General features: G+C 65.7%; 21 protein-coding genes. 8 read left to right on the top strand and 13 right to left on the bottom strand.

The features are described 5' to 3' along the window. Nucleotides 1-15 precede the first annotated feature (15 nt). The 12 genes from QQK43_RS03990 to QQK43_RS03935 all read right to left on the bottom strand — a co-directional run bounded on the left by QQK43_RS03990 (nucleotide 16) and on the right by QQK43_RS03935 (nucleotide 9,341). Entirely contained in the window at nucleotides 16-540 is a 525-nt protein-coding gene (locus QQK43_RS03990) for a hypothetical protein (RefSeq protein WP_284306778.1), read from the bottom strand. Further along, entirely contained in the window at nucleotides 537-2,120 is a 1,584-nt protein-coding gene (locus QQK43_RS03985; RefSeq protein ID WP_284306777.1) for a hypothetical protein, read from the bottom strand. Before QQK43_RS03985 ends, QQK43_RS03990 begins: the two co-directional genes overlap by 4 nt. Nucleotides 2,121-2,271: 151 nt before the next feature. Then, nucleotides 2,272-2,622: a hypothetical protein gene (locus tag QQK43_RS03980; RefSeq protein ID WP_284306776.1), complete on the bottom strand. Its 351-nt coding sequence runs from the start codon at nucleotides 2,620-2,622 to the stop codon at nucleotides 2,272-2,274. A gap of 88 nt (nucleotides 2,623-2,710) precedes the next feature. Further along, nucleotides 2,711-2,962, bottom strand: a complete 252-nt coding sequence (locus QQK43_RS03975) for a hypothetical protein (protein ID WP_284306775.1) — start codon at nucleotides 2,960-2,962, stop codon at nucleotides 2,711-2,713. Nucleotides 2,963-3,296: 334 nt separating this feature from the next. Further along, nucleotides 3,297-4,568, bottom strand: coding sequence for a glycosyltransferase (locus QQK43_RS03970; RefSeq protein ID WP_284306774.1), 1,272 nt, complete (start codon nucleotides 4,566-4,568; stop codon nucleotides 3,297-3,299). 108 nt (nucleotides 4,569-4,676) lie between these two features. After that, nucleotides 4,677-5,327, bottom strand: coding sequence for a hypothetical protein (locus QQK43_RS03965; RefSeq protein ID WP_284306773.1), 651 nt, complete (start codon nucleotides 5,325-5,327; stop codon nucleotides 4,677-4,679). Further along, complete coding sequence (locus tag QQK43_RS03960) at nucleotides 5,324-6,241, bottom strand: hypothetical protein (protein ID WP_284306772.1); 918 nt, start codon at nucleotides 6,239-6,241, stop codon at nucleotides 5,324-5,326. The genes QQK43_RS03965 and QQK43_RS03960 overlap by 4 nt, the downstream gene beginning before the upstream one ends. Further along, a complete protein-coding gene (locus tag QQK43_RS03955; RefSeq protein ID WP_284306771.1) occupies nucleotides 6,232-7,179 on the bottom strand; it encodes a universal stress protein in 948 nt (315 codons plus the stop codon). The genes QQK43_RS03960 and QQK43_RS03955 overlap by 10 nt, the downstream gene beginning before the upstream one ends. Nucleotides 7,180-7,195: 16 nt before the next feature. Further along, nucleotides 7,196-7,585 carry a GreA/GreB family elongation factor gene (locus QQK43_RS03950; RefSeq protein ID WP_284306770.1) on the bottom strand — a complete coding sequence of 130 codons (390 nt, stop codon included), beginning with the start codon at nucleotides 7,583-7,585 and terminating at the stop codon, nucleotides 7,196-7,198. A gap of 93 nt (nucleotides 7,586-7,678) precedes the next feature. After that, nucleotides 7,679-7,813: a hypothetical protein gene (locus tag QQK43_RS03945; RefSeq protein ID WP_267966469.1), complete on the bottom strand. Its 135-nt coding sequence runs from the start codon at nucleotides 7,811-7,813 to the stop codon at nucleotides 7,679-7,681. A 60-nt stretch (nucleotides 7,814-7,873) separates the two neighbouring features. After that, entirely contained in the window at nucleotides 7,874-8,419 is a 546-nt protein-coding gene (locus tag QQK43_RS03940) for a disulfide bond formation protein B (RefSeq protein ID WP_284306769.1), read from the bottom strand. Between the two features lie 145 nt (nucleotides 8,420-8,564). After that, nucleotides 8,565-9,341 carry a ferredoxin--NADP reductase gene (locus QQK43_RS03935; RefSeq protein WP_234265863.1) on the bottom strand — a complete coding sequence of 259 codons (777 nt, stop codon included), beginning with the start codon at nucleotides 9,339-9,341 and terminating at the stop codon, nucleotides 8,565-8,567. A 343-nt stretch (nucleotides 9,342-9,684) separates the two neighbouring features. Between QQK43_RS03935 and QQK43_RS03930 the strand changes: the two genes are divergently transcribed. Further along, nucleotides 9,685-9,963, top strand: coding sequence for an oxidative damage protection protein (locus QQK43_RS03930; protein ID WP_284306768.1), 279 nt, complete (start codon nucleotides 9,685-9,687; stop codon nucleotides 9,961-9,963). A gap of 13 nt (nucleotides 9,964-9,976) precedes the next feature. After that, nucleotides 9,977-11,164 (top strand): FAD-dependent oxidoreductase, encoded by a 1,188-nt coding sequence (locus tag QQK43_RS03925; protein ID WP_284306767.1) that lies wholly within the window; start codon nucleotides 9,977-9,979, stop codon nucleotides 11,162-11,164. A gap of 31 nt (nucleotides 11,165-11,195) precedes the next feature. On the opposite strand, the gene QQK43_RS03920 is transcribed toward QQK43_RS03925, so the two are convergent. After that, nucleotides 11,196-11,993, bottom strand: a complete 798-nt coding sequence (locus QQK43_RS03920; RefSeq protein ID WP_284306766.1) for a hypothetical protein — start codon at nucleotides 11,991-11,993, stop codon at nucleotides 11,196-11,198. 144 nt (nucleotides 11,994-12,137) lie between these two features. Here QQK43_RS03920 and QQK43_RS03915 point away from each other — a divergent pair, with 144 nt between their 5' ends. The 6 genes from QQK43_RS03915 (at nucleotide 12,138) to QQK43_RS03890 (ending at nucleotide 18,221) form a co-directional block, all read left to right on the top strand. Continuing rightward, complete coding sequence (locus QQK43_RS03915; protein WP_284306765.1) at nucleotides 12,138-12,929, top strand: sulfite exporter TauE/SafE family protein; 792 nt, start codon at nucleotides 12,138-12,140, stop codon at nucleotides 12,927-12,929. Between the two features lie 50 nt (nucleotides 12,930-12,979). After that, a complete protein-coding gene (locus QQK43_RS03910) occupies nucleotides 12,980-14,761 on the top strand; it encodes a nitrite/sulfite reductase (protein ID WP_284306764.1) in 1,782 nt (593 codons plus the stop codon). Between the two features lie 25 nt (nucleotides 14,762-14,786). Further along, nucleotides 14,787-15,185 carry a DUF934 domain-containing protein gene (locus QQK43_RS03905; RefSeq protein ID WP_284306763.1) on the top strand — a complete coding sequence of 133 codons (399 nt, stop codon included), beginning with the start codon at nucleotides 14,787-14,789 and terminating at the stop codon, nucleotides 15,183-15,185. 14 nt (nucleotides 15,186-15,199) lie between these two features. Beyond that, the gene (locus tag QQK43_RS03900) at nucleotides 15,200-15,823 is read left to right on the top strand and encodes a phosphoadenosine phosphosulfate reductase domain-containing protein (RefSeq protein ID WP_284306762.1); all 624 of its coding nucleotides are present in this window, start codon (nucleotides 15,200-15,202) and stop codon (nucleotides 15,821-15,823) included. A gap of 20 nt (nucleotides 15,824-15,843) precedes the next feature. Further along, complete coding sequence (cysD, locus tag QQK43_RS03895) at nucleotides 15,844-16,788, top strand: sulfate adenylyltransferase subunit CysD (protein WP_284306761.1); 945 nt, start codon at nucleotides 15,844-15,846, stop codon at nucleotides 16,786-16,788. A 125-nt stretch (nucleotides 16,789-16,913) separates the two neighbouring features. Beyond that, entirely contained in the window at nucleotides 16,914-18,221 is a 1,308-nt protein-coding gene (locus QQK43_RS03890; protein ID WP_284306760.1) for a sulfate adenylyltransferase subunit 1, read from the top strand. The last annotated feature ends 20 nt before the right edge of the window (nucleotides 18,222-18,241 follow it).

Genomic DNA, 18,241 nt, shown 5'->3' with positions numbered 1-18,241 from the left:
CTTAATTAATGGAAATCACTTCGCACGAGTTAGCCGAAGAAGATTTTCTGTAAATTGAATCCTTTCTGACAATGCACTCCTGGAAGGGCATCGCTCTGGAAGAAGCAGCGGCATGCTTTCCCCACTGGAACCCGCAGGAAAATTTAGCATGCCAGAAGAAAAACGAACAAATGTCCATCGAATAACTGGCAAACCATCATCTAAAAGGCACGCACCTTGCTCTTCAATGATTGCTTCAATATTCAACCCAATCACTACATTTTTACGACTCATGTTTGAGCATGATGTTTTTTCCAAAACTCTCCCCTTTGCCGCCGAGTCATACCAAAAATTATCCTCTGCCTGCTTACACAGCGCCACATATTGCGGATAGGCAATAATTTCATCAGTTACAGGCAAAAAGAAGATCAACACTCCAAATAGTATCGACCAGGGTTTTGGATATTTTTTAATTCTCAACCATTTAGGCAACTTGAGTGCCCAAAAAACCGCAAAGGCCAGCCACAACAAAATGGCTCCATAAAACATCAATCCAATCATGCAGCCTCCCGATAAATCTCAGCATTCGCAGAAATCTCGCCCCACTGTTTATTGAGAATCTCGACGCCCCACCCCAGAAAAACCCCCACCTGGGTGTCGCTGCCCAGATCACGGTAGGTCACGGGCGTTCCGCTGCCTTGCAGCACTTCGTGCTCAAGGTCGTTCTCGTTGCGCACCATCAGCACGGCCAGCATGCCGGCACGGTCGGCGTACCACTGTTCGCTGAAGGCGTATTCGTAGGCCGTGTCGCCGTACAGGCGCGCGTTCATGTCCGCTTGCCAGTCAACGGCCAGATCGCCTTGAATAGCCTTGAGCGCGGCCAGCGCGCCGGCGTCCGTGGTGCTGATCACCACAGGGCTCAATGTGTAAAGCGCCAGGAACGCGCCGAAGTCGGTCTTGGATTGGGATTGGAGGTTGGCGATCTCGGTGGTGGGAGTCAGGGTCAGGTGCCCGGCAAGATTGGCAAACAACCCGCTCTGCTGCCAAGCCGCCAAGGTTTCGTGATAGGTTTTCCGTGCAACGTCGCTGTCGCCAGCGTCGCTGACCGGCAAGCGCTCAGCGTTGGGGTCGAGCATCAGGCGCAGCGCATCCAGCACACCTTCCAGCGATCCTGCCGGGTCATTGCTGCCGGTCTTGACCATTTCGTTGAGCTTGTCGATGGTCAGGGTCGAATCGAGCTTCTCAAGGGCTGCGCCCAATGCCAGCAGGTCGGTCAGGCGGTACATGCTGTGATTGGCTGTGCCCAAACCCTGTTCCTGGCTCAAGGCGATGCGCTCACCCATCTGCTCGAACCACCACGTGTTGGTGGTGACCTCGATGCCGTTCTCGGCAAAGAAGTTGGTCTGCTTAGCCTCCACTCCGTCGAAACTGGTCAAACCCGTTCCCAGCAGTCCCTGGATCTGCGCGAAGAAAAACTCGGCGTTGTCGCCATTGAAACCGGCGCTGTTGAATGTCTCGATGCTTTCAACCCGCACGCTGCCAACGGCAGAGTTGTCACCGCCGAATATGCGTGCAAAAGATGAAGCAAGATGGCCACCCAGGCTGTGGCCATTGACTTGCACGCTGGTCACGCCCACCAGATTTCCTGTGCCGGCTACGGAATCGGCCAGAACCACACCGGGTTCAACCATGCCGATGGTCCCCGGTTTCTCTCGCAATGGGTCCCATTTGATTTGCTGAGCCTGAATTCCGGCAGGTGTGGTTTCACGAAGCCACCAGTTGACCATGTCGATGATCTGGGTCCGTGCAGCCACGTTGATCGCCAGGTCAACGTCTGCACCCCAGATATCAACCCACGGCGGCTCCGTGCCTCGTGTTGAAACGAATACCTGACCTGCGTAAGGTGTCCCATCCCTTCCTTTCCAGACCGTGGCATCGAAGCCCGAACCCAGCAAGGGGATTTCTGGCGTGTTGATGGAACTAGCCACCTCGAAATTGTCGGCGATGAAGGCTGCCAGGGTGGGAGTCATGCGCGCTGTGAGAGCCTCGATCAATTGATCGCGATCCATGCCTGGGGTGACATTCACATATGTCGAATCAGCCAACAACCCATTGATATAAGATTTTGCAACGTCAATCATTTACCCTCTCCTTGTTCTAAAAGTTTTTGAAGATTAATCTCTTTTCGAACCTGGGGCTCGTTTATTGGCCGACAACTCGGTGGCTCCGCACTCAAACGCAGTCCTAGTTTATCCATCAAAAAGCCACCATAATTTCGAAAAGATTTATATTCTAAAAAATCTCCTTCGTGTCAGCGTCTTGATATTTAACCTCCCTCTCATGAATTCGTGTTGCGTACCACCTCAACCTTTCTGAGCGATCTGAGCTAACATTTTTTGCTCGTTCCACTTTCCGCCAATCATCAGATAGATGAATAACGCTTTCTTGCTCGCAAAGCCTACTGAACTGCCAGAGTCCAATCAACTCATCCGCAACCGGCAAAAAAAGCAAAATCGGAAACAGCACAAATCCAGCCACCTTGGCATAGCGCGTCAGGCCCAACCAGCGGGGTATCCGTCTACACAGGTAAATCACCACCATCAGCCAAACGGCGATACCGGCCATAAACAACAATCCAATCATGCGGCCTCCAGATAGTTCATTGAATTGGCCACATTGAATTCACGCATCCGCGTGTTCAGCAGCGGTAGCGCACTACTTGCGCTCAGGGTCAGCGAGGGCTCCAGCCGCGCATTGGCGTTGTCCTTGTCCCACCAGTACACGTAGGACTGCTGGTTTCGTCCCATTCTTTGGCGATGCTGATGTCGAACAGCGCCAATTCCGGGTGCGGGATCGCCACCACTTCGATGCTGCCGTCGGGTTTCTTGTAGCGGTAGGTGAACACGCTGGCCGCGTCGGTGCCTTGCAGGATGTCGTTGCCCTGCTCGCCGGCCACCGCATCGTTGCCCACCACGTGGTCCACATAATTGTTGTCGGCCCGGCTGGTCACCGGCTGCGGGGCGCTTTGCGGCGCCTGCGGCTGCGCTTCTTCACCGAGATGAGTCGTGCTTGCCCCGCGATTGGGCTTACCAGGTCGCACGCAACCTGTTGGACACTGGGTCCCTCCCCGGTACCACTTGCGCCGCATTCAATCCTCCCCAGGAATGAAATATTTGTTCAGACACCATCTGAAGCTGTTTCTCGCTTCTTCCTTTCGCACCCAACTTTTTTTCTTAGCGGGCATTCTGCCATTCTGAAAGCCTGCTGAGCACCTCACCTCGCCAACATTGACAGGTGCAACCACCACAATCGGCGTATCAGCCCCATTGATGGGAATCAGCGCAATGTCTGCTGACCCAGGCCAACTGCCGAGACAGGCTCACCGTCCGCAGGTCGTAGTGCGCCACGGCGCGCTGCCGGGCCGATGCCGACAGCGCCTGCCGGGTCTCGGGTTGCTCCAACAAGGCCACGGCTTGGGCCAGCCAGGCATGCCGGTCGAAGAAGTCCACCAATATGCCCTGCTGGCCGTTTTGAATCACCTCCCGCACGGGCGCGGTATCACTGGCCAGAATGCAGGCGCCAGCGCTCATGGCTTCCAACAGGCTCCAACTGAGCACAAAGGGATAGGTCAAATAACAATGCAGCCGGGTAATCTGCAATAGGCGGGTGAACGCGTCTCGGGGCAAACGTGAAATGAAATGCACCCGGCGCCAGCCTCCCACAGGCATTTGCGAATCGATTTCCTGCGTCAGCCGCTGGCGCCAGCTTTGGCCGGCGCCAGCGTCGGCGCCATAGCCTTTGCCGTCATCGCCCACGATGACGATGTGGGCGTGGGGCCGTGCCCGCAACAGTTCAGGCAGAAGCCGCATGAACACATGGAAGCCACGATACGGCTCCAGATGCCGGGCCACGTAGGTCACCACTTCGTCATCGCGTGTCAGCACCTGCCCTGCAGGCAAAGGGAAGCAGGCTTGCAGATCAGGCCGGATGGCGTCGGTGTCAATGCCATCGTGGCAGACCTCGATGCGGTCGCGCCAATACGCCGGGAAGGTGGAGGCTTGCCAGTGCGTCGGGCTGATGGCGGCGCTGGCCTGTTCCAGGTGGGCCAGGTGGTTGAGGTTTTTCATCTGCAGCCGGCAACGCTCGGCCTGGGCGTCTGGCGGCGCGAATTCCGGGTCGAAGCCCATGTCGGCGCCCTCTGCCTGGTAGAAGAATTCGGCGTAGATCGCCAGCGGGCTGCCTGGCCAGACCTGTTTGGCAAACAGGGGCTCGCCCCAGCCCGGATGGGCCATCACCAGGTCGGGCCGGAAACCTTGCGCCTGCAACGATCGCATGGCCTGCCAGCAGGCTTCACCCCGGATCAGCTTGGTTTCCATGTCGACCAGCCAGGGATGCAGGCCCGCTGTGTTCGAGCGCCGGGGTTGGTAAGACAGCACACGCACCCCGTTCCAATTGCGGACGGCAGGCTGGCCCAGGATGCCCAGCGCCACCACTTGGTCGCCCCGCTCGACAAGCGCAGGCGCCAGGTGCCGGAACTGGCCGGGAAAGTTCTGGTGAATGAAGAGGATGTTTCGAGGCGAAGACGGCATGATCCAGAGCCCTGCAGAACGCACAGCGCAGCACCATCGCCGCGCACGCAAGAGGCCCCGCCGCCCTTCAATGCCGGCTGGTCGTACCTCCCTTGGGGAAACATCTTCTCACAGGCAGCCTTCCGCAAAATCCGCCAGCTCACACCCCCGCCCCAGCAGCACCGCGCGCACGTTGAGCGCGCTCAGGGCGGCGGCGTCGGCCGGTGCTTCGATCGGGTACAGGCGCTTGTGGTCGATACGCACATAGGCCAATGGGTAATGCCGTGCCATCGAGAGCCACAGCGCGCGCGCTGCGGGTGACTGGCGGGCGCCCGTGATGGCCGAACGCCCGCTGTCGAGCCACCAGCGGTAGACGGCGCTGGCAATGCCCTGGCGCCGCCACGCCGGCATGACCTTGGTGTGCGGCGCGCGCAAGTGCGGGTCGGCACGGCGGTGGATTTCCACCAGACGGCTGAAGGTGACGTAGGCCACGACCTGGCGGGTCAAACGGTCGATCACATAGAGAAAGTGCTCGCCATCGGCGGTGCGCGCTTGCACTTCCAGGCCACGCCCCGGCAGGTGCAGGCTGGCCAGGGGTTCGGGCGGCGGTTGCAGCCGCGACCACCGTCCGTTCAGCCGCTGCAGTTCCTGTTGCAGCTCAAGTTCGGGCAGCAACACGTCCACCCGCAACTCGGTGATCAGTTCGCGCCAGCGAGTCCCCCAATTGAGTGGGGGATGTCGCTCGAACGCGCCCCACAGGGAAAGCGCGGCCGTACTCATGGCCACTCCGCGGCGTTTGCGGGCGCCTGCGCCCTGTCGGCAAGGTCGGCCTGCGGGTCGATCCAGCACCCGCTCATGAGCTGGTGCGGGCATTCCGGCGTTTCCACGCGGGCGCTGTGGGTCCAGCTTTCGCGGGGTACCACCAGCCCGGCGTACACGCCATAGCCCTCGCCCACGACGATGCCGTCGCCCGCTGCCAGGCTTTCGCCCGCACGGATGGCGCCCCCGGCCTGCAGGGCACCTCGGGCGCGGATGCCCCACCCTGCGTCCAGATGACCGGCGCAGCGGATGTCGCTGTCGCCCAGCAGCCCCTGGGCCACGCGCACGCTGCCGTGTGCCTGCAAGAGGCCCTTGACGTGCAGCGAAGCATCGGCCCGAACGTCGGCGCCGGCCAGCAGATCGTCGCCCACGCGCGCTTCCCCGGCGATGGCGAGCGGGCCTCCGCATTGCAGGTGCCAGGCGCAACGCAGCGTGCCTTCGCAAGACAATGCGCCGCCCACTTCCAGAGCCGCCTGGGTGCGGATGTCGCCACCGGTTTGCAAACGCCCCTGGCAGCGGATGGCACCCCCGGCCTTGAGGTCTTCGCCCGCGATGAGGTCACCACCGACCCGGATGCCACCGGCCACCACGATGGAGCGACCCGCGCGCAGCACGCCGTCCACCTCGACGGAGCCATCCACCTGCACCGTGCCGGCAAACACCAGGGCATCGGCCGACAGCGAACGCAGCCGCAGCACCGCATCGGTGGACCCGAACTGGTCCAGCAGCCAGAGCGCGTCACCCACACGCCCGTCGCGCACCAGCGCATCGAGCAGGGGCTGGTAATCCCCGCCTTCGGCATGGGTGCGCAACAGCCAGCGAAACCCCGAAGCGCAGGGTTGTTTGGCCTTGATGAAATCGCGAGTCAGCTCCATGACGGCTCCTTGTTCAGGGTCGGCCAGAACCGGGTGAGCCAGGGTCTGCGCCACCAGGGCGCTTCTGCGCCCGACGCCAGCGGCACCACCAGCACGTCGCAGGTGCAATCCGCCAGCAGCGCCCACCCCAACCAGCGGTTCGGCGCGAACGGGCGCCGCGACGGAGGCCGGCGGCCGAGCACCAGCAACTGCGATGCTTCGATCTCCACCGCCCTGCGGATCTGCGCCTCGGCCTGGCCGAACGGCAGCGCGTAGCGCACGCCGCGCGCAGGTTGCCCATCGGGATACGCCGCCTTTTCCAAGGCCATGACGTTCTCGACGCGCAGGCGGTTCACGTGGAAGTCGCCCAGCGCCGGGTGCTCGCGTTCGGTGCGGAGGCTCCCATGCGGGTAGGTGACCGCGTGCAGGATCGTGACCGGCGCTTGCGGCACCCACTGTTCCGTACAAGCCACCAGGTGTCGGGCGCCCGCATCGGGTGCGGTCGCGACCAGCACACGCGACACCGTTCGCGTCGGCACCGGGCCCACCAGCCAAAGCGGCGCCGAGCTGCGCAGCAAAGCCTGCTTCAGCCACCGCAGGCGCCAATGCGACCAGTCGCGCAGCAGCCAGTACCGCGCGAGAAAGACCAGGTCATACCCCTGCGTGGCCGCCGCGAAAGAAGCTGCGTCACGGATCACGCCTTCGGCCACGGTCACCGCCTGCCCGCAGAGGCGCCCCAGCCGGCGCGCACGCTGTTGAAGCCGCGCCTGCAGGTCCATCGACCGCGCGGGCCGCTGCCATAGGCACAGCGCCACCGTCAACGTGGCGCCGCGCCGCTGCGCCTGGGCCGCAGCCTGTTCAAGCACGGCTTCGGCCTCCAGCGACAGGTCCGTCAGAACCAGCACACGGCGTGGCAATGCCCCATCGGCCCCCGCGGGGTCGTTGTTCGGAAAGTCCATGCGATGCCCTCCGCGCTCAGAGGGCGTAATCGCCGGTGGCTTCGGGCTGGAACAGGATGGAGCGAACCCACACCGTCCGCGCATCCCCGCCCGGCGTCAGCCAGTGCGCAGCCTGGCCAACCCGCAGCCCGAGCAGGCTGCTGCCGAAAGGCGAGCACACCGAAATGAAACCGCGCGGCGGCTCAGCGTCCTCGGGGTAACACAGGGTGAACTTCTGGAGCTGGCCTTGCGGCCCGTCGGCCACCAGGATCTGGCTGTACATGGTCACCACATCGTCCGGGATCGACGGGGGTTCGACCACCTGGGCGTCGGCCAGCAGGTCGGCCAGACCGTCGGAAGCGAGCTGGGACAGACGGATGTGGTCAGAGCGCGTGAGCAGGCGCTCCACAGTTTTGGAGGTGGACATGGCAAATTCCCAAAAGCGCCAGCGGCGGCAAAGCCGCACGGCATCGCGCGGGTTCTGGCCCGGCGATAGAGAGTTGCGCTTGAAGGAGAAGTGCTATCGCCGGGCTTGGGAATCTGCGGCCGGCTGGCGCAGTCCGCCGCTGACCACGGTGCGAGCGCGCAGCACGAAACCCGCCGCCAGGAGGGCGGCTTCGGTGCGGGCAACCAGTGTGTGTGCGACGAAGGCCATGCGCCGACTCTAGGGGCTTTGCCGCAGCGTGTCAAACGTGCGGCCGCGGATGCTGTGGCATCAGGCGCGCTGCCGGCCGCGCAGCAGCAGGCCGATCGACACCAGCACGATGGCGCTGAAGCACAGGAAGGACCAGTTGGCGATGGTCAGCCCGAGAAAGGTCCAGTCGATGGCTGCGCAGTCGCCGCTGCCCCGGAAGATCATGGGGATGGCACGGCGCAGCGGGAACGATTCGATCATGCCGTAGAAGTCGCGGCCGCAGGCCATGATTTCCGGTGGGTTCCATTGCAGGAAGCTCTGGCGCGCGGCCACAAACGCCCCGAAGGCCGCCAGCACGCCCACGCCCACCACCCCGACGGAGCGCCCCAGGCGACCGGCAAAGGCCGAAGCGATGGCCGCAACGATGGCCACCAGAATCAGGGCATAGCGCTGCACGATACACATGGGGCAAGGCTCCAGCCCCACCACATGCTGCAGATACATGCCGAAAGCCAGCAGACCCACACAGCCCACAGCCACGAGCGCCAGCAAACGGCGGGGATGCCGGTCGAACCAATAAGCGACCGAAAAAAGGGATGCCGAAGGGGCTGCAATCGTGTCGCTCAAGGCGAACTCCTGAAAATGAAACAAGGCGCCCCGGTGGACCCGGCAAGCGCCCTGGAGTTCCTGCGCTGCTGGCGGAAACAAGGAACGGATGGAGGCTGCACCGGCAGCCGTCACCAGCGCTCCCGGATGCGTGGGCCGGCTGGCCTCAGCTGTCGGCGAACGCGCGCTCGATCACGAACTGCCCCGGGCGCGTGGTGTTGCCTTCGGCAAAACCGCGCTTCTCGCACAGGGCCTTGAGGTCGCGCAGCATTTCCGGGCTGCCGCAGATCATGACGCGGTCTTCGGCCGGGTTCAGTTCGGGCAGGCCGGTGTCCTTGGCGATCTGGCCGCTTTCGATGATGTTGGGGATGCGGCCCTGGTGCACGAAGGGTTCGCGTGTGACCGTGGGGTAGTAGATCAATTGCTGCGACACGATCTCGCCCAGGAACTCGTGCTGCTTGAGCTGGGTTTCCAGCATGTCGCGGTAGGCCAGCTCCTTGACCTCGCGCACGCCGTGCACCAGCACGACCTGCTCGAATTTTTCGTAGGTCTCGGGATCGCGCACGATCGACAGGAAGGGCGCCAGACCGGTGCCCGTGGCCAGCAGGTACAGGCGCTTGGCCGGCAGCAGGTAGTCGATCAGCAGCGTGCCGGTGGGCTTCTTGCCGACGATGATGGTGTCGCCCACCTGAATGTGTTGCAGGCGGCTGGTCAGCGGGCCGTCGGGCACCTTGATGCTCAGGAACTCCAGGTGCTCTTCGTAATTGGCGCTGGCGATGGAATAGGCACGCAGCAGCGGTTTGCCGTTCTCGCCCTTGAGGCCAATCATGGTGAAGTGGCCGTTGGAAAAACGCAGCGCGGTGTCGCGCGTGGTGGTGAAGCTGAACAGGCGGTCGGTCCAGTGGTGAACGCTGAGGACGCGCTCTTCCAGGAATGCACTCATGGTCTTGCGAGGGTTCGGGGCCGCCAACAGGAACGGCCGGGGTGGACAGAAACAGCCCGGGTGGCAAAAGATGGGGCTGCCAGGCCGCGAGAAAAGCAAAAAGTCAATCGGGGATTGTATGAAACCCGGTACCCCACCCGGTTTTGCGCCAGGTCAGAAACCGTGCGGGCAACAACCCCGCACATCGGCTCACCAACCGTTCGGCGCTAAAGTGGAGGGCTTGGCCGCCCGGCCACCGGCCCCTGACCTGCAGGGGCGGCCGATATTGCCGCATTCCCGACAAAACCAGAACGAATATTTATTCATTTCGTTCATACGGTTTCACATCTTTGGAGAACCCCACATGGCCCGCACCGTTCAATGCATCAAGCTCGGCAAGGAAGCCGAAGGCCTCGACTTCCCCCCCTACCCTGGCGAGCTGGGCAAGCGCATTTATGACAGCGTGAGCAAAGAAGCCTGGGCCAGCTGGCTGCGCCACCAGACCATGCTGCTCAACGAAAACCGCCTGAATCTGGCCGATGCCCGGGCCCGCCAGTACCTGGCGCGCCAGATGGAAAAACATTTCTTCGGCGAAGGCGCCGATGCCGCCGCGGGTTTCGTGCCGCCGCCAGCCAACGGCTGAAGCCTTCGACACCGTGTCTGCCCCGCCAGAGGCCCCGTCGCATGCGCTGATTGTCGGCGCCGGGCTGGCCGGCGCCGCCACCGCGCTGGCGCTGGTGCAGCGGGGCTGGTCCGTCACCCTGCTCGATGCCGAAAATGGCCCGGCGCAACGGGCATCGGCCCTGCCCGTGGGCATGCTCAGCCCACACGTGACCCGCGCCCCCACCCCCATGTCGCGCCTGTCGGCGTTGGGCGTGGACGACATGCGGGCCGAACTGGCGCGCAGCCTTCGCCCCGGCGCTGGCTGGCAACCGTGCGAGGTGGACAACCTGGGCCACGACCCGGGCCGCTGGCCGGCGGCCATGGTGCGCCCCGCCGCGCTGGTACAGGCCTGGCTGAACGAAGCCGCCGCCACGGGCCGGCTGTCGCTGCGCTGCGGCTGTGCAGTGGCCCGACTCCGCCACACCGAAGCCGGCTGGCAGGCGCTGGCACGAGACGGCCAGACGCTGGTCAGCGCCCCGGTGGCGGTGGCCGCCGCCGCCTGGGGCAGCCTGGCGCTGCTCGAAGCCACCGATCCCGCCTTGGCGGGCGCCCCCTTGCCCCTGCGCCCGGTGCTGGGGCAAATGAGCCTGGGGCCACTGGAAGGCCCACCGCTGGCCGAACGCCCCCAGCGCGACAACGGTGTGTTCGTGCCGCGTTATCAGGACAGCGGCCTGCCCCCGGCCTGGCCTGACACGGTGTGGGCCATGGGCTCCACCTACGAGCGCGGCATGGAAACCCGCACGCTCAGCGAGCAGGCCCATCGGCGCAATGCGGAAAGCCTGGATGCCCTGTGCCGCCCGGCGGCCACACAACTGCGCCAGGCCCTGGACGAAGGCCGCCTGCTGGGCTGGGTCGACGTGCGCTGCGCTTCGCTGGACCGCGTCCCCCTGATCGGCGCCGTGCCCGACGTGCCAGCGCTGCGCCGGCTGATGGCCGAGGCCGGCCACCGGCGCGGCCGCCTCACCGTGGACCAAGTGCCGCGCTTGCCTGGCCTCTATGTGTTTGCGGCGCTGGGCTCTCGCGGGCTCACGCTGTCGCACTGGGGCGCACAAGACCTGGCTCGCCAGATCAGCAGGGAACCCGATCCGCTGCCGCCCGATCTGCGCCGAGCCATCGACCCGGCCCGTTTTGCGTGGAAAACCGAGCGCCGCCAGCCCGTCGCCCTCACCGCCGAAGCCTGAACAGCCGCTTCTTCTGCCGTCCCTGAGGCGGCTACAGCCTGCCCAGCCACTCGCCGAGTTCGGCGACCGGCGTCGGCTTGGGCAACAGGGCATGGATGCCCACGCGCCGCGTGTCGCGCCGGACACGCCGCCGCCGCCACCAGCCGGCCAGCGGCCCGGCATGCTGGCTCAACCCCACATTGAGCGCGTGCGGATGGCGCCGGGCAAACCACTGCGCCAGCGACCAGCCATCGAAGTGGGGGTCGTCCAGATCAAACACCCCGCACACGTAGGCGTGGCGCCCCATCAGATCCAGCGCCGCCTCCGTGCTGCCGGCCTCGTCCACCTCGGTGATGTCGCGCAGCGCGAGGCGCTGGTGCAGCAATGCGCTTTCGGTCGGCGCCAACCCCACCAGCAAAGCGCGGCGCCGGGTGGGTTCGGGCACGTCCAGGGGCATCGGCGCCGAAACGTCAAGATCCAGCCCATCGAGGCCGGCCTGGCGGGCCGCGTAGACGGCATCGAGGTCGTCGAGCAGTTCCGCCCAGCGGATCGGCCGATCCAGCACGCGCCAGGCCTGCTCGGGCGCACCCGGGCCAACCCAGATCAGGCGCGGCCCCGCGGGCAAGGCGCGCGCCTGCGCCATCACCGCCTCGGCGCACGCTCCGTCGATCAGCAGCACGTCCGCCTGAGCGGTCGGGGCCGGCACGCCGGGGGCGGTCAGCGGCTCCCAGGGCGCGTAAGCCACCGCCCCGTCGCGGGAGAGCCGGAACAGGGTATTGAGCGCGTGGCGTTCCACATCGGAAAACCCGATCACGCTGACAAAGATGCACGCCGGAGGCATGGCGCGCATGTTACGGCGACTGCGATGTCCACGGCATCGACCCGACAACCAGGCCTGCCTTCAGCGGTAGTCCGCGCCCTTATTACCAAAAACACATATTCGAATGACCAAAAAATAGTTTGTCATATAAGCCTGCCTCACTACAGTGCCGGCATGCCCGAATTCGCCCTCATCCTTGCCGGTTTTGCCGTTGGCCTCATCGTGGGCCTGACGGGGGTGGGCGGTGGCTCGCTGATGACCCCGATCCTGATCTTCTTCTTCGGGGTCAAGCCCTATCTCGCGGTCGGCACCGATCTGCTGTTCGCCGCCGTCACCAAAGCCGGCGGCACGGTGAACCTGGCTCGCCAGCGCCTGGTGCCCTGGCGCGTGGTCGGGCAGCTGTGCGCGGGCAGCCTGCCTGCGGCGCTGCTTACGCTGTTCGTGCTGCACCGTGTCGGCCCCGCCAATCCGGGCGTGCAGACGGTGATGACCGCCACCCTGGGCATGGCGCTGCTGCTGACCGCCGCCGCCATGCTCTACAAAGCTTTCCGGGGCAAGCAGGTGCCACGCACCCTGGCGGCCGGTGAAGAGGCTTTGGCCTTCAAAGCCCGCCACTGGAGCCTGCCAGTGCTGTTCGGCGCCGTGATCGGCACGCTGGTCACGCTGACGTCGGTGGGCGCCGGTGCCATCGGTGTCTCGGTGCTCCTGCTGCTGTATCCGCTGCTGCCCCTGCCCCGCATCGTGGCCGCCGACATCGCCTACGCGGTGCCGCTGACCCTGGTGGCCGGCCTGGGCCACGCGAGCCTCGGCTCGGTGGACTGGCCGCTGCTGGCGCAACTGCTCGCCGGTTCGCTGCCCGGCATCTGGCTGGGCACGCGCCTGATCCGCCACACCCCCGAACGCCTGGTGCGCGCCGTGCTGTCGGCACTGCTGGCCTATGCCGGCTTCAAGCTGATGGCGCTCTGATCCGCACCACTTTCTTTTCTCCGTCACAACGACCCACGACCCGCCCCGCGATGTACCAGTACACCGATTTCGACCGACAGTTCGTCCGCCAGCGTGCGGCCCAGTTCCGCGACCAGTTGGAGCGCTTCCAGGCCGGCACCCTGGGCGGCGACGAGTTCAAGCCGCTGCGGCTGCAGAACGGCTGGTACATCCAGCGCTTCGCGCCCATGCTGCGTGTGGCCGTGCCTTATGGCGAAGTCAACAGCGCACAGCTGCGTGTGCTGGCGCGTATCGCCCGCGAGTACGACCACAAGGAAGACAACGACATTTCCCAGGCCAACGCTGCCCTGTCGGACGTGCCCTCCCTGCCCGACCGCTGCGCCCACTTCACCACGCGCCAGAACGTCCAGTACAACTGGATTCCGCTGGACCGCGCGGCCGACGTGATGGACCTGCTGGCCACCGTGAACATGCACGGCATCCAGACCAGCGGCAACTGCATCCGCAACATCACCACCGATGCCTACGCCGGCATCGCCCCCGACGAAGTGGCCGACCCACGCCCCTTCGCCGAAATCCTGCGCCAGTGGAGCACGCTGCACCCTGAATTCGCCTTCCTGCCGCGCAAGTTCAAGGTCGCCATCACCGGCGCCACCGAAGACCGTGCCGCCACGCCCTGGCACGACGTCGGCCTGCGCCTGGTGCGCAACGTGGACGGCGAACTGGGCTTTCAGGTGCGCGTGGGCGGCGGCATGGGCCGCACCCCCATCGTCGGCACCGTGATCCGCGAATTCCTGCCCTGGGCGCAGATCCTCAACTACCTCGAAGCCGTGGTGCGCGTCTACAACCGCTTCGGCCGCCGCGACAACGCTTACAAGGCGCGCATCAAGATCCTGGTCAAGGCCGAAGGCCAGACCTTCATCGACGCGGTGGAGGCCGAGTTCGTCGACATCCTCGACAAGGACGGCGCCCCCCACACCATCACCGAAGCCGAACTGGCGCGGGTGACCGGCTTCTTCGCCGAACCGCAGGCCCTGACCTGCGACCGCAAGAGCGCCGACGAGAAGATCGCGCACATCCTGCGCGTCGCGGCCGAGGACGATCTGGAATTCGGCCGCTGGCTGCAACGCAACGTGCGGGGCCACCGCAACCCGGACCTGCGCGCCGTCACGCTGTCCTTCAAGCGCGTCGGCCAGGCCGCGGGCGACGCGTCGGCCGACCAGCTCGACCGGGCCGCCGAACTGGCCGACCGCTTCTCGGCCGGCGAAGCCCGCATCACCCACGAACAGAACCTGGTGCTGCCCTGGGTGCGCTGCGACCAGTTGCCCGAGCTGTGGCGCGAAGCACGGCGCCTGGGCCTGGCACGGCCCAACATCGGCTTGCTGACCGACCTGATCGCCTGCCCGGGCGGTGACTTCTGCGATCTGGCCAACGCCCGCTCTCTGCCGATCGCGCAGGCCATCCTCAGCCGCTACCAAGACCTGGACGAGCTGCACGACCTGGGCGAGATCGACCTGCACATCAGCGGCTGCATCAACTCCTGCGGCCACCACCACAGCGGCCACATCGGCGTGCTGGGTGTCGACAAGGATGGCCAGGAGTGGTACCAGGTCACGCTCGGTGGCTCCGACGGCACGCGGCTGTCCGGCGCGGCCACGCCCGGCAAGGTCATCGGCCCCTCGTTCGCGGCCGACGAAATGCCCGACGTGATCGAAGCCCTGCTCGACACCTACCGCGCGCAACGCCAGGACGGCGAAACCTTCACCGCCACGGTGCGGCGTACCGGCCTCGACGCGTTCAAGGCCGCCGCCAATGCCGTGCGCACCCAAACCGCGCGCGCCGCCACCGCCTGAGCCAGACCCCGACCGAAGACCCCCCATGAGCGCCCCACAAGCCCCCCTCCAGCTGTTCCAGGCCGACCAGTTCGTGCCCCCTGAAGACGCCAGCCGCCGCCTGGTGCTGGCCAACGACGCCGACCCGCGCGAAGCGCGCCTCGACGGCATCGACGTGGTGGAACTGCAATTCCCCAAGTTCGCCGACGGGCGCGCCTTCAGCCAGGCCTTCCTGCTGCGCCGCCGGCTCGGTTTTGCCGGCCAGATCCGCGCCACCGGCGACGTGCTGATCGACCAGCTTGTGCAGATGCAGCGCAGCGGCTTCACCCAGGCCGTGCTGCGCGCCGACCAGAGTGCCGAGCACGGCCGCCGCCTGCTGGCGCACTACGACGGCTTCTACCAGGGCGACGCCGTCGACACCCGCCCGCACTTCGCCAACGCCTGAACGGATACCGCAGCATGAGCGCCATCGACCTCGCCGCCGTCAACGCCGACCTCGGCCGCAACGCCCCCGGACTGGTGGCCTGGGCCCTCGGCCTGGGCCAGCCGGCCATCGTCACCACCAACTTCCGCCCCTTCGAGGCGGTGATCCTGCACATGGTGAACCAGGTGCGTCCCGACGTGCCCGTGGTGTGGATGGACAACGGCTACAACACCGAAGCGACCTACCAGTTCGCCGACGCCGTCACGCGCCAGCTCGGCCTGAACCTCAAGATCTACCTGCCGCGCCGCTCGCGCGCCCACCGCGAGGCCGTGGACGGCCCGACACCGGCGCTCGACGACCCGCGCCATGCCGCCTTCACCGAAGAAGTGAAGCTGGAGCCCTTTGCCCGCGCCCTGCGCGAGACGGCGCCCAAGGTCTGGTTCACCGCCCTGCGCGCCACCGACACCGCCGTGCGCGCCCAGATGGACCCCGTGAGCATCAATCCCGACGGCCTCATCAAAGTGGCGCCGCTGCTGCACTGGTCGTCCAAGGACCTGCACGAATACTGCGTGAAGCACGGCCTGCCCAACAACTTCGATTACGTGGACCCGACCAAGGGCGAGGACAACCGCGAATGCGGCCTGCACCTGGCCCACTGACCCAAACGACGGACCCCGCCATGAACGCCCGAACCGACACCGCCGTGCTGCAAACCGCCGAACACCACCTGAGCAACACCCACCTGGACGCCCTGGAAGAAGAAACCATCTTCATCCTGCGCGAGGTGGCTGGCGCCTTCGAACGCCCCGCCCTGCTGTTTTCGGGCGGCAAGGACTCGCTGATCATGCTCAAGTGCGCCGAAAAGGCCTTTGGTGCCGGCCGCATTCCCTACCCGCTGCTGATGATCGACACCGGGCACAACTTCCCCGAAGTGACCGATTTCCGCGACCAGCGCGCCAAGGAACTGGGCGCCGAACTCATCGTGCGCAGCGTGGAAGACTCCATGAAGCGCGGCACGGTGCGCCTGTCGCACCCCGGCGAAAGCCGCAATGTGCACCAGTCGGTCACGCTGCTCGAAGCGATTGAAGAATTCCGCTTCGACGCGCTCATCGGCGGCGCCCGCCGCGACGAAGAGAAGGCCCGAGCGAAAGAGCGCATCTTCAGCCACCGCGACAGCTTTGGCCAGTGGCAGCCCAAGGCCCAGCGTCCGGAGCTGTGGACCCTGTTCAACACCCGGCTGCAACCGGGCGAACACTTCCGCGTTTTCCCGATCAGCAACTGGACCGAGCTGGACGTGTGGCAGTACATCGCGCGCGAAAACATCGGTCTGCCCAGCATTTACTACACGCACAAGCGTCCCGTGGTGGACCGCCGTGGTCTGCTCATGCCGGTGACCGAACTCACGCCGCCGCGCGAGGGCGAAACCGTGGAAGTGCGTGACGTGCGCTTCCGCACCGTGGGCGACATCACCTGCACGGCCCCCGTGGCCAGCCTGGCCGCCACACCGGACGACATCGTCATCGAAACCCTGGCCGCCGAAGTCAGCGAACGCGGCGCCACCCGCATGGACGACAAGACCTCCGACGCCTCGATGGAAAAGCGCAAGAAGGACGGGTATTTCTAGTCCACCCCCATCGCTGACTCACTGCGTGTAGCCAGCTCAGCCCCTCAAGGGGCGGCGCTGGCGGCCCGGCGAAGCCGGTCCCGCGGCGCCCCCGCTTTTAAGACACTGCTCTCGAACATAGCCTCATGAACACCGCTGTTTCTGAATCCACCTCCGTCGACACCCGCGCCGCCTTGCGTCTCATCACCTGCGGCTCGGTCGATGATGGCAAGAGCACCCTGATCGGGCGCCTGCTGGTCGACAGCAAGGCCGTGCTGCAGGATCACCTGGCCGGCGTGCAGCGCCAGGGCGAGACCGATCTGGCCCTGCTGACCGACGGCCTCTCGGCCGAGCGCGAGCAGGGCATCACCATCGACGTGGCCTACCGCTACTTCAGCACCGAAACGCGCAAATTCATCATCGGCGACGCGCCGGGCCACGAGCAGTACACCCGCAACATGGTCACCGCCGCCAGCAGCGCCGATGCGGCCGTGGTGCTGGTCGACGCCACCAAGCTGCCCTGGCAGGACGCCGGCCTGGCACTGCTACCGCAGACCCGCCGCCACAGCCTGCTGCTCAAGCTGCTGCGTGTGCCCTCGGTGGTGTTTGCCATCAACAAGCTCGACGCCGTGGCCGACAGCGCCCTGGCCTACCGCCACATCGCCGACGCGCTGGCCACCTTCGCCCGCGACGCCGGCATCGCTGTGGCCGCCACCGTGCCGGTCTCGGCGCTCAAGGGCTGGAACGTGGTCGACGCGGCGGCCGACGCCGGCTGGTGCGGCTACCAGGGGCCGACGCTGCTCGACTTCCTGGAGCACCTGCCCGTCACCCGGCCCGACACCGGCCTCCCGTTCAGCCTCCCGGTGCAGTGGGTGGAAAAATTCAGCAGCTCGGCCGACACGAGCCAGGGCCGGCGGATCTTCTGGGGCCGCGTGGCCACCGGCGGCGCCCAGCCCGGCCAGGCGGTGCGCGTGCTGCCCGGCAACCAGACCGCGGTGATCGCCCAGGTGCTCGACCATGTGCGCCAGCCGGGCGATGTGGCGGCCAGCCACAGCGCCGGCATCGTGCTCGACCGCGAAGTCGACGTCTCGCGCGGCGACTGGCTGCTGGCGGACGCCTCCGGCGACGGCAGTCTGCCCGAAGCCAGCCGGCAGTTGCGCGCCACCGTCGCCTGGCTGGACGACGAGCCCCTGGTGCCGGGCCGCGTGTACTGGGCGCTGCACGGCCACCGCTGGGTCAAGGCCAAGGTGCAGCGCATCGTGCACAAGCTGGACATCCACACCCTGGCAGAGCAGGACGCCACACAGCTGGAGCCCAACGCCATCGGCCACATCGAGCTGGCGCTGCAGGAGGCCCTGGTGACCCTGCCCTACAACCAGTCGCGCGCCCTGGGCGCTCTGGTGCTGGTCGACACCGCCAGCCACAAGACCGCCGGCGCCCTGATGGTGCTCTGAGCCCCGCTCCCGCTTAACTT

Source organism: Hydrogenophaga electricum, assembly GCF_030160815.1.
Classification (GTDB): Bacteria; Pseudomonadota; Gammaproteobacteria; order Burkholderiales; family Burkholderiaceae_C; genus Hydrogenophaga; species Hydrogenophaga electricum.
This window is presented reverse-complemented; position numbering and strand designations above follow the sequence as displayed.

Coding starts and splice junctions, on each gene's coding strand:
- QQK43_RS03945 (WP_267966469.1), bottom strand. CDS start 7,813: ATGGCCTTCGTCGCACACACACTGGTTGCCCGCACCGAAGCCGCCCTC.
- QQK43_RS03920 (WP_284306766.1), bottom strand. CDS start 11,993: ATGCGCGCCATGCCTCCGGCGTGCATCTTTGTCAGCGTGATCGGGTTT.
- QQK43_RS03935 (WP_234265863.1), bottom strand. CDS start 9,341: ATGAGTGCATTCCTGGAAGAGCGCGTCCTCAGCGTTCACCACTGGACC.
- QQK43_RS03950 (WP_284306770.1), bottom strand. CDS start 7,585: ATGTCCACCTCCAAAACTGTGGAGCGCCTGCTCACGCGCTCTGACCAC.
- QQK43_RS03910 (WP_284306764.1), top strand. CDS start 12,980: ATGTACCAGTACACCGATTTCGACCGACAGTTCGTCCGCCAGCGTGCG.
- QQK43_RS03965 (WP_284306773.1), bottom strand. CDS start 5,327: ATGAGTACGGCCGCGCTTTCCCTGTGGGGCGCGTTCGAGCGACATCCC.
- QQK43_RS03985 (WP_284306777.1), bottom strand. CDS start 2,120: ATGATTGACGTTGCAAAATCTTATATCAATGGGTTGTTGGCTGATTCG.
- QQK43_RS03930 (WP_284306768.1), top strand. CDS start 9,685: ATGGCCCGCACCGTTCAATGCATCAAGCTCGGCAAGGAAGCCGAAGGC.
- QQK43_RS03970 (WP_284306774.1), bottom strand. CDS start 4,568: ATGCCGTCTTCGCCTCGAAACATCCTCTTCATTCACCAGAACTTTCCC.
- QQK43_RS03915 (WP_284306765.1), top strand. CDS start 12,138: ATGCCCGAATTCGCCCTCATCCTTGCCGGTTTTGCCGTTGGCCTCATC.
- QQK43_RS03960 (WP_284306772.1), bottom strand. CDS start 6,241: ATGGAGCTGACTCGCGATTTCATCAAGGCCAAACAACCCTGCGCTTCG.
- QQK43_RS03955 (WP_284306771.1), bottom strand. CDS start 7,179: ATGGACTTTCCGAACAACGACCCCGCGGGGGCCGATGGGGCATTGCCA.
- QQK43_RS03905 (WP_284306763.1), top strand. CDS start 14,787: ATGAGCGCCCCACAAGCCCCCCTCCAGCTGTTCCAGGCCGACCAGTTC.
- QQK43_RS03990 (WP_284306778.1), bottom strand. CDS start 540: ATGATTGGATTGATGTTTTATGGAGCCATTTTGTTGTGGCTGGCCTTT.
- QQK43_RS03980 (WP_284306776.1), bottom strand. CDS start 2,622: ATGATTGGATTGTTGTTTATGGCCGGTATCGCCGTTTGGCTGATGGTG.
- QQK43_RS03900 (WP_284306762.1), top strand. CDS start 15,200: ATGAGCGCCATCGACCTCGCCGCCGTCAACGCCGACCTCGGCCGCAAC.
- QQK43_RS03890 (WP_284306760.1), top strand. CDS start 16,914: ATGAACACCGCTGTTTCTGAATCCACCTCCGTCGACACCCGCGCCGCC.
- cysD (WP_284306761.1), top strand. CDS start 15,844: ATGAACGCCCGAACCGACACCGCCGTGCTGCAAACCGCCGAACACCAC.